Consider the following 5,793-nt stretch of genomic DNA (forward strand, 5'->3'; position numbering starts at 1 on the left):
GGGGTGGGGGAAAGGGCCGAGGCCAGCCTGAGGGTACGCACCGCCCGATGCCCCAGGGCCCCGCTTACCACTATTTTGGCCTGAGTACAGTTCCGGGGGCGGGGCAGAAGGGCCACCCCCTGCTCATCGGTTCGGGCCTGAGCCACCTTCTGGTCCCCGCAATAGACCACCACCAGATCGTCGCGAGCGGGGGTTCCATCCGGAAAATAGGCCTCCACCCGGATCCCCTGAGGCGTGAGGAAGACATCGGCATCCAGCCGGTGGGCCTGCGAGGGAGTGGGAAGGAGGAAGAGCAGGAGGAGGGCCAGCAGGATTTCCGGGCGTAGCCTTTGCAGCAGAAGGACCACCAGACCGGTAATAATCCCTTCCACCAGGGCCACGGGAAGATGGACTCCCAGGGCCAGCTTGGCCACCGAAACGAACCCCTCGCCGGCCAGAGACAGGGCCAGGGCCAGAAACACCCCGGAGACCAGTACCGCGGCTCCGCCCAGGAGGCCGGCCGGCAGGGGCCTCCTGAGCCCCGGGAGACGACGCGAAAGCCACCCCACCAGAAAGGCCGGCCCTCCCATGACCAGGGTATTCACCCCCAGCGAAAAGATCCCTCCGAATTGAAAGAGGAGGGCCTGAAGGGTTAGGGCCACAAAGAAGGCCAGGAAGGCCAGCGGCCCCAAGAGGATACCGGCCAGGCCGTTAAGGATGAGATGAACGCTGGTAGGCCCCAGGGGGACATGGATAAGCGAGGCCAGAAAGACCGCCGCGGTAATAAGGGCCACCCTGGGGACCTCCTCCACCGGGAGCCTTCGCAGACTTACGGCCACACCGGGGGCGGTAACCGCCCACCCCGTCGCGGAAACCCAGGCCGGAAGAACACCGTCGGCGATATGCATCAGTGCAACCCCTTAAGCAATTCCAGACCGGTGGAGGGGATATGAGGCGCCGGGAAGACATAGATCCACATCCCGGACCGAATCACCAGGGGAAAAGTACGATTGGCGTAATGGGTCTTTCCCGCGGAGACCGAGGCATTGATCACCCACCATCCCGCTTCAGGAAAACCCACCACGAAGTATCCCTCCTCATCGGTCACCAGGGTCTGGGTGATAAGCGGATCGTTGATGCGACCGTAGGCATCCACCGGGAGTTTCTCGTCCGGGATATAGAAACCGTTGAATTTTTCCAGCTCGATGGTAATCCCGGCGGCGGGTTTACCCTGAAGAAGGACCCGGCCCCGCAGCACCTGCCCCACCCGCAAACCATAAGGACGGGTAAGGGGGACTATCTCCAGGGTGAAACCGCATCTGTTCTCCCATCCCTTCTCCACCTGAACGTGAAAAGGGACCTTCATATGATCCTGCCAGACCACCCCTTCCTCCTCATTGAGATAGGGCTGGGAGACCACACACAGGAGATAATCCCCCCGGCGGGTGGGAAGATAACCAGCCCGATAACCGAATCTCTTCTTCCCGGAGGCATAATCCTGGACCTCGATGCGCACCAGGGAAAGGGATTCCTTCTGGCCCGAGGGATTGATCATATAAGCCTTGGGGACCTTGAGGTCATAAAGGATTCCCTCAAAGGGGTGCCCGAAAAGGAGCCAGAAAGAGGTCTCCTGCCCCCTCACCCCGTAGCCACCGCCCCGGGAGGGTACGGTGATGAGGAAATGGGCCCAAACCAGAGCCGGCCATCCCAGGAACAAAACCAGCCATCCTAACCTCTTCAGCATGACGCACCTCCCGTAAGGTCTTGGGTAACAACTTTATGCTGAAAGTAACACTAAGTCAAGGACGGGTAAAGTGCTATAATAGGGTTTGTGATTTGCGGGCTGGGTGTGGATCTGGTGCAGGTGGAGCGGGTGGAAAGACTTCTCCGGAATTATGGAGAGAGGTTTTTACGGCGGATCTTTTCCGAGGAAGAGATAGCTTATGCCCGGAGTAAATCCCGTGAGGCCGAGGCCCTGGCGGCCTCCTTTGCGGCCAAGGAGGCCCTGGGCAAGGCCCTGGGGACCGGTATTTCCGGATTTTCCCCCCGGGAGGTGGCCCTGGTAAGGGATCCCCGGTCCGGACAGCCGGGGTTGTTTCTGCGGGGAAGGGCCCGGGAGATGGTCTTTTCCCGGGCCGATCGCCTCTGGGTGTCCATAACCCATGAGGCCGGCCTGGCCCTGGCCGTGGTAGTACTGGAAAAAGGAGGCTAGAGGTGAAACGCCTGGTCTATGCCCGGGAGATGCAGGAACTCGACCGTTATACCATTGAGGAGGTGGGGGTGCCGGCCGAGGTACTCATGGAAAACGCCGGCCGGGGCACCGTGGAATCCCTGCTGGAACGCCTGGAAGACCAGGCCCGGCAGGGAGTGGCCATCCTCTGCGGCCCGGGGAACAACGGAGGCGATGGTCTGGTGGTGGCCCGTCATCTGGCCGCCCGGGGGTTCCCGGTAAGGGTTTTCCTCCTGGCCCCGGAGGAAAAATTCCGGGGCGAAAGCGCCATCAATCTCCGTATCGCAAAATACGCCGGTCTTCCCCTGATCCCGGTCCTTTCCGAAGAGGCGGTCCGGGGGCTAAAACCGGAACTGCGTTCCTGCGGGGTGGTGGTAGATGCCCTGTTCGGGACCGGGCTCTCCCGCGAGGTTTCCGGCAGATTCGCCCGGGCGGTGGAACTCATGAACACCTCCGGACGTCCGGTGGTGGCTGTGGATATGCCCTCCGGCTTGTCCGCGGACACCGGACGACCTCTGGGAGTGGCGGTACGGGCCTGTCTCACCGCCACCATGGCCCTTCCCAAGGTGGGGCAATACCTTTACCCCGGCCGGGAATATACCGGGGAACTCCGGATCATCGACATAGGAATGCCCGAACGGGTGGTGGAGGAGAAGGCCCCCCGGCGTTTTCTGCTGGATCGGCAGTGGGCCCTCTCCAGGCTCCGCCCCCGCCGGCCGGATACGCATAAGGGTACTTACGGGCATGTGCTAGTGGTGGCCGGATCCCGCGGCAAGACCGGAGCAGCCGTTCTTGCCGCCCGTGGGGCCCTCCGGGCCGGAGCCGGGCTGGTTACCCTGGCCGGAGCCCGCAGCCTCCAGACCCTCTACGCCTCTTATTTACCCGAAGTCCTCACCCTGGGGCTTGAGCCCGAGACCCGCGACCAGGAACTCTCCTGCTCCTGCGCCGGAACGCTTCTTGAGGTAGCCTCCCGGATGAGGGCGGCGGTGGTGGGGCCGGGGCTGGGGCTTTCCGAAGCAGCCCGGGAACTGGCCCGAAGATTGGCGGTGGAACTGCCGGTACCGGCGGTGCTGGACGCCGATGCCCTGACCGCTCTTTCCGGAAACCTGGAATCCCTGCGCCAGGCCAGGGCTCCGCGGGTCCTTACCCCCCATCCGGGAGAGATGTCCCGGCTCCTGGGCTGGCCCAAGGACCGTATCCAGGAAGACCGACTGGCCGCAGCCCGGGAGGCCGCCCGACTTTCCGGACAGGTGGTGGTCCTCAAGGGTGCGGCCACGGTGGTGGTGGCCCCGGACGGAAACGAAGCCGTAAACTCCTCCGGCAACCCCGGAATGGCCCAGGGGGGGATGGGGGATGTCCTTTCCGGTATGCTCGGGGCCCTGCTGGCCCAGGGCTACCCTCCCTTCGAGGCCGCAGCCCTGGCCGTATTCCTGCACGGTGCCTCCGCCGACGAACTCGCCCGCCGCATCGGGCCCTACGGTTTCTCTGCCTCCGAGGTGGCGGATCACCTGCCCCGGCTTCTGCGGGAGCTCACCCTCCATGTCCGTCCATAAGACCCGCTCTCCGGAAGAAACCCGGTCTCTGGGAGAAAGGATGGCCCGGGAACTCGTCCCGGGCGATGTCCTTCTACTCTACGGAGATCTGGGAAGCGGGAAGACCACCTTCGTCCAGGGACTGGCCCGGGGCCTGGGAGTCCCGGAGGAGGTTTATGTAGTGAGCCCCTCTTTCGCTCTGATCCACGAATATCCCGGGCGTATTCCCCTTTTCCACGTGGACCTCTATCGCCTGTCCCCGGAGGAGGTGGATGACCTGGGGCTTGCGGAGATCATTCCCCGGGGGGTAACGGTGATCGAATGGTCCGAACATTTACCGGAGGAGCTCCCGGCCCGTTACCGGATCTATTTTCGTTACTTATCGGAAACGGAGCGGGAGATCCGCATAGAGAGACGCGCGTAACGGGCGGCCCCGAGAAGGGCGGCATAGGGATGTCGTACCAGCTTTACGGGTATCTTTTCCAGGAAGGACCGCAGCCGGCCCTTGTCCAGAAAGGCCGGCAGAAACTCCTCGGCGAACCAGGGTTTCAGGGCCGGAGCCAGCCCCCCGGCCAGATAGACCCCTCCCAGGGCCAGGGTCTTTACCGCCAGACTACCGGCCTCACGCCCCAGGGCCCTGGCCACCAAACGCACCGCCTTTTCCGCCGCCGGATCCCCCTCCCGGGCCCGGGAAACGATATCCTCCGGGGGAGACTCCCTCCCGGAAAAAAAGGCCCCCACCGAGGTCAGCCCCGGCCCGGAAATCACCCGTTCCAGACTCACATGGCCGTAACGTTCCCTCAGATGGCGAAAGAGCGCCCATTCCTCCTCGGTCTGCGGCGGGAATTCGGCGTGCCCGCCTTCGGTGGGAAGGACCAGAGGCCCTTGGGAGGCGCGTATCAGGATGGCTTCCCCCAGACCGGTGCCCGGGGCCACCACCGCACAGACTCTGCCCCGCGGCCTTCCGGGTTTCAGGATCTCCACCTGAGAGGAAGACAGGGCCGGCAGGGCGTAGGCCAGGGCCTCGAGGTCATTGAGAAGAAAGACCCTCTCCAGCCCCAGCCCCTTTTCCAGAGCGGAAGCCTCCACCCTCCAGCCCAGGTTGGTAAGATGGACCTTCCGGCCCAGGACCGGCCCGGCCAGGGCCAGGGAGGCCAGGCGGGGGCTCTCTCCGGTCTGTGCGAGATAGCGCCGAAGAAGGGGCAAAAGCCCGGTAAATTCCCGACTGGAAAAGACCCGAAGCCGTCGGGGGCGCAGGGGACCACTCTCCTCAAAAAGGGCCACCCGCGCCCTGGTGCCTCCGATATCCGCGGCCAGGATCATGAGGGCTATTTTTTCTGAGCCTGACGATACTGGTTATAAAGCTGAATGACCTTCTGGGTGATGTCCACCCGCGGGGAGGCCCAATAGACTCCGGGCATATTCTTCTCCAGGATCAGATCATAGCCTTCCTTCTGGGCCATCTGCCGGATGACCTTTTCCAGATCCTTAAAGATGGGTTTTAAGGCCTTTTTCTCCGCCTCTTTCATCTCGAACTGGGCATCCTCCTGCATGGCCCGGAATTCACGCACCATTTTCTGATACTCCCTCTGTTTCTCGGCCCGGGCCTCCTCGGAAAGGAGCGGGGCCTTTTTCTGCATTTCCTGCTGGAAGGCCTCGATCTCCTTCCTTTTGGCCTCCAGTTTTTTCTGCAGACTCTGAAACTTGGCCTGAAGCTTGGCCATGGCCTCCTTTCCCGCCTCCGAGGACCGCACCACCCTCTGAAGATCTATGACCGCGATCTTGGGAGGCGCAGCCCAGGCCATTCCCCAAAACCAGAAAAACAAAAATCCCAGCCAGAACGCACGTCTTTTCATGTTCTCCTCCTTGGCTGATCAGGGTTTATTCACGATTACCAGATCTACCCTTCGATTGATGGCCCAGGAAGCTTCGTCATGTCCCAGAGCCAGAGGCCTCTCCTCTCCGAAACTCACCGTGGAGAGCCGATCCGGGGAAACCCCCAGATTGATCAGAAAACGCCGTACCTCCAAGGCCCGTTTCTCTCCCAGGGCC

General features: G+C 62.7%; 8 protein-coding genes. 3 read left to right on the plus strand and 5 right to left on the minus strand.

The window, feature by feature from the left end:
- The coding region (gene cbiM / locus F8J34_RS06005; RefSeq protein ID WP_297057165.1) for a cobalt transporter CbiM at window positions 1–887 on the minus strand (887 nt) is incomplete at its 3' end.
- A complete protein-coding gene (locus F8J34_RS06010; protein WP_297057167.1) occupies window positions 887–1,723 on the minus strand; it encodes a DUF4198 domain-containing protein in 837 nt (278 codons plus the stop codon). The genes F8J34_RS06010 and cbiM, both read right to left, overlap by 1 nt.
- A gap of 87 nt (window positions 1,724–1,810) precedes the next feature.
- On the opposite strand from F8J34_RS06010, the gene acpS reads away from it, so the two are divergent.
- The 3 genes from acpS to tsaE are packed head-to-tail and all read left to right on the plus strand — an operon-like array spanning window position 1,811 to window position 4,165.
- On the plus strand, window positions 1,811–2,191 hold the full coding sequence (gene acpS / locus F8J34_RS06015; protein ID WP_297057168.1) for a holo-ACP synthase: 381 nt from the start codon (window positions 1,811–1,813) through the stop codon (window positions 2,189–2,191).
- A 2-nt stretch (window positions 2,192–2,193) separates the two neighbouring features.
- Window positions 2,194–3,762, plus strand: a complete 1,569-nt coding sequence (locus tag F8J34_RS06020) for an NAD(P)H-hydrate dehydratase (RefSeq protein WP_297057169.1) — start codon at window positions 2,194–2,196, stop codon at window positions 3,760–3,762.
- Window positions 3,749–4,165, plus strand: a complete 417-nt coding sequence (gene tsaE / locus F8J34_RS06025) for a tRNA (adenosine(37)-N6)-threonylcarbamoyltransferase complex ATPase subunit type 1 TsaE (RefSeq protein ID WP_297057170.1) — start codon at window positions 3,749–3,751, stop codon at window positions 4,163–4,165. The genes F8J34_RS06020 and tsaE overlap by 14 nt, the downstream gene beginning before the upstream one ends.
- Here tsaE and F8J34_RS06030 read toward each other — a convergent pair.
- From F8J34_RS06030 to F8J34_RS09795, 3 genes are read right to left on the minus strand one after another with little or no spacing between them, the layout of a single operon-like run.
- On the minus strand, window positions 4,117–5,064 hold the full coding sequence (locus F8J34_RS06030) for a glucokinase (protein WP_297057172.1): 948 nt from the start codon (window positions 5,062–5,064) through the stop codon (window positions 4,117–4,119). The two genes, tsaE and F8J34_RS06030, sit on opposite strands and share 49 nt — an antisense overlap.
- Before the next feature lie 5 nt (window positions 5,065–5,069).
- Complete coding sequence (locus tag F8J34_RS06035; protein WP_297057174.1) at window positions 5,070–5,597, minus strand: OmpH family outer membrane protein; 528 nt, start codon at window positions 5,595–5,597, stop codon at window positions 5,070–5,072.
- 18 nt (window positions 5,598–5,615) lie between these two features.
- Window positions 5,616–5,789 (minus strand): OmpA family protein, encoded by a 174-nt coding sequence (locus tag F8J34_RS09795; protein ID WP_363315427.1) that lies wholly within the window; start codon window positions 5,787–5,789, stop codon window positions 5,616–5,618.
- Window positions 5,790–5,793: the final 4 nt, after the last annotated feature.

It is taken from the genome of Thermosulfurimonas sp. (assembly GCF_015491435.1).
Taxonomy (GTDB): domain Bacteria; phylum Desulfobacterota; class Thermodesulfobacteria; order Thermodesulfobacteriales; family Thermodesulfobacteriaceae; genus Thermosulfurimonas_A.